General features: G+C 36.1%; 2 protein-coding genes and 1 pseudogene. All 3 read right to left on the bottom strand.

Going from position 1 to position 3,301, the window contains the following annotated elements:
* Nucleotides 1-54: 54 nt before the first annotated feature.
* Nucleotides 55-1,738, bottom strand: a pseudogene (locus TY19_RS07895) (leucine-rich repeat domain-containing protein).
* A gap of 823 nt (nt 1,739-2,561) precedes the next feature.
* The gene (locus tag TY19_RS07890) at nt 2,562-2,801 is read right to left on the bottom strand and encodes a hypothetical protein (protein WP_226988474.1); all 240 of its coding nucleotides are present in this window, start codon (nt 2,799-2,801) and stop codon (nt 2,562-2,564) included.
* Nucleotides 2,802-3,020: 219 nt separating this feature from the next.
* The coding region (locus TY19_RS07885) for an addiction module antidote protein (protein ID WP_042281625.1) at nt 3,021-3,301 on the bottom strand (281 nt) is incomplete at its 5' end.

Below are 3,301 nucleotides of genomic sequence, written 5' to 3'. Positions count from 1 at the left end.
CATTGCCTGCGATGCTATCATGGATTTATACGAGAAAGAATGCTGCAAGCCAAACTAAAAAAATGATTCGTTAAACAATACTAAATCCTGCAGAGCTGTTAAATGCGCTAACCCTGCATTTGGTAAGATTCCGACAACCACTTATACTTAGATGCTGCAAACTCATTAAAGGTGTTAAATGCGCTAACCCTGCATTGGTAAGTTTCCAGCAATAGCTTAGATTTAAATGCTGCAAAGCCGTTAAGGGTGTTAAATGCACCAAACCATCATCGGTGAGATTTTCACATCCGCTTAAATCTAGATGCTGCAAACTCGTTAAAGGTGTTAAATGGGCTAATCCATCGTCCGTGAGATTATAGTACGCATTCAGATTTAGATGCTGCAAAGCCGTTAAGAGTTTCAAATGGACTAATCCTGCATCGGTGAGTTTATCGCAAAAGCTTAGATTTAGATGCTGCAAAGCCGTTAAGGGTGTCAAATGAGCTAATCCTGCATCGGTGAGATTCCTGCAATCGCTTAATTCTAAATGCTGCAAACTCGTTAAAGGTGTCAAATGGGCTAATCCTGCATCGGTGAGATTTTTGCATCTACTTAGATTTAGATGCTGCAAAGCCGTTAAGGGTGTCAAATGAGCTAATCCTGCATCGGTGAGATTCCTGCAATCGCTTAATTCTAAATGCTGCAAACTCGTTAAAGGTGTCAAATGGGCTAATCCTGCATCGGTGAGATTTTTGCATCTACTTAGATTTAGATGCTGCAAAGCCGTTAAGGGTGTCAAATGAGCTAATCCTGCATCGGTGAGATTCCTGCAATCGCTTAATTCTAAATGCTGCAAACTCGTTAAAGGTGTCAAATGGGCTAATCCTGCATCGGTGAGTTTATAGCACCTGCTTAGATTTAGATGCTGCAAAGCCGTTAAGGGTTTCAAATGCTTCAAACCATCATCAGTGAGGGCCTGACATGCCTCTAAATGAAGCACTTTTAATTTTTTACAATCTTTTAATGCTAAAAGCTGGGCATTTGTTAAATAAGCCTGATTTGAAAAATTAAGTTCCTCTATCTTTTTTGAGAAATGATTTATAATTCTTTCAAACTCCGCTAACTGAGAAGTCTGGTTTAACAATTCGCTCACAACGGTCAATTCTAAATAGTTTTTCAAAGTGTTTAATTGATAGTGCTGCGCAGAATTTAAAAGTTCTTTTAATCTGACTAAACTTTCTTCAGTGGAGTTAAAGGGGCCAATACTTTGTGATTTGTACCCATCTATCAGCTGTTCTTCTAAATGTTTCACCACTTCTGTTAGTCCATAATAATCGGCGAGTTGAATAGAAGAAGAGATCTTTTCCAAGGGAATTTTAAACTTAGGATTCTCTAGGCAATTGAGCAAAAGCGTAAAGTCTTTTTGTGTTAAATCGAGAGGATGTTGCAGGGTTTCTTGAAATTGCCCCGACCACAGATTGTTAAAGTAGTGTGATTTTTCCCTTAACAAAGCTAGCTGAGAGTGAGAAATGGTCAGAGAAGTTCCCTCTTGAAAGCTTAGTTGAATTTCTTCAGATGAAGGTGAAAGAGCGGGAACTGGAATCGTTGACGCACTAGTTTCTTCTAGATTAGGCAAAGAATTATCTAAGGCATTATTCTCATTCTCAAGGTGATCGTTAATATCTTGAGGGGGATAGTAAGATGGAGCCGTTGTATTGGAAAGATAGCTAGTATTTAACCATGTATTAGGAATCAAAATGACCGTCCAAATGAGAAAAATAAATTTTTATTTATAGCTATTTTAATAATATGATGGATAGATAAAAATTATGCAATATTAATAAGTTAAAATAGGCAGCCACATTTGAAGAGAAAGTTTCATTTTATTAATGGGGAGCGATTAAAAATTAAGTAAGAGTCAATTGAGCTTAGATATAAAATTTTTAGTTTTTAATCTAAAGATGCCTTAATTCTACGAGGCTATATGATAACTAAATAAACGGGCTACAAGAGATCTAAAGTTTTAAAACGTATTAATCTAGAATTATTGACTTTTAGAAACCTATGCAAATGTAAATATATTGCAAAGTCCTGGGGATGTCAAAAGGGTTAGCCCAACATCAGTAAAATCGTAGCAATAGCTCAGAACTAAATACTATAAAGTTATCGAAGCTATCAAGTACACTAGTCCTTGGTTAATGAGCTTAACGCAAAGATTTCAAATCGAAATGCTGCAAAGCTACTAAAGCCTCAAGTGCGCTAATCCTGCAAATTAACTTTAATTTTCGCTTGTGCAGCCAACGTCTATATTCACGTCTATTGATAGCAAAAAAGCGGCCAAAATAAGGTTTAGTAATGTGTCGAGAATGAGAAATTAAATTCGAAGTGAGCGGAATGAGTAGATAAAGAAATGTATTTAACAGTTGATATTATCAGACTTTTTAAGTTATTAAGGCTATTAAAAGAATGAGTTTTTATCAAACAAAATATATTCATCGTTTTGAAATTGATGGGATCAATCTAAAACAAACTTCTGGTTCATTAGATAGATTCTGGAATTTCCCATCCGTGTAAACGCCTTCTTAGTCGTTCTTTTTCAAAGCAGGCCATTTAGAAAGGGCTATAAAATACAATAATATAAAATTCAGACCAGGAACAATCATTAGAAGGCTCAACCATTTAGAAAAACCAGCTTTGGAAAAAATAAACCAATAGGGAAAAATGATCAGTAAAATGCCTACCGCTATTAAAATTAAGGGTAGCAATGGGCCATTTTCCGTTAGAAATAATGTCTCGCTTCCTTGGCTTCCTTGTATATCCATTTATTTGCCTCATCGCTCATGAGTTTTTGAAGATCTCTTATCACATTTGCTCTGATTCTTGATTTTTTCTTGCAAAGAATAAGAGGAATATTTGAGTTATCTCTAATTGTTATTTCTTAGCAACCTATATTCCAGTAAGCTGATCCCTATAAAAAATCGTCTATAATCACTGTTGAGCACATCAGCTAAATTTTTTAGCCATAGCTTTCCCTTCAATAATTAAGTTAATCTTAAATTTAATCCCATAGCCATACACAAAGAAACCAAGGTATGCCATTTAGGGTTTCCAACGTCTGAAAGTGTTTTGTAAAGGCTTTCACGGCCAATATGCGCTTTTTTGGCTAAAGCTCCAATCCCACCTTGTGCTTCCGCTACATTGCGAAGAGCGATCAAAAAAACTTGTTGCGACTCTTCGTCGCCCTTCAGGCTTTCTTCTAAAGCAGCATTTAGATAGGCAACAGCCTCGTCATGATCCTTTAACTGTTCTAAGAGAAAATCTT

Source organism: Candidatus Protochlamydia sp. R18 (assembly GCF_000648255.1).
GTDB classification, from domain to species: Bacteria; Chlamydiota; Chlamydiia; order Chlamydiales; family Parachlamydiaceae; genus Protochlamydia; species Protochlamydia amoebophila.
This window is presented reverse-complemented; position numbering and strand designations above follow the sequence as displayed.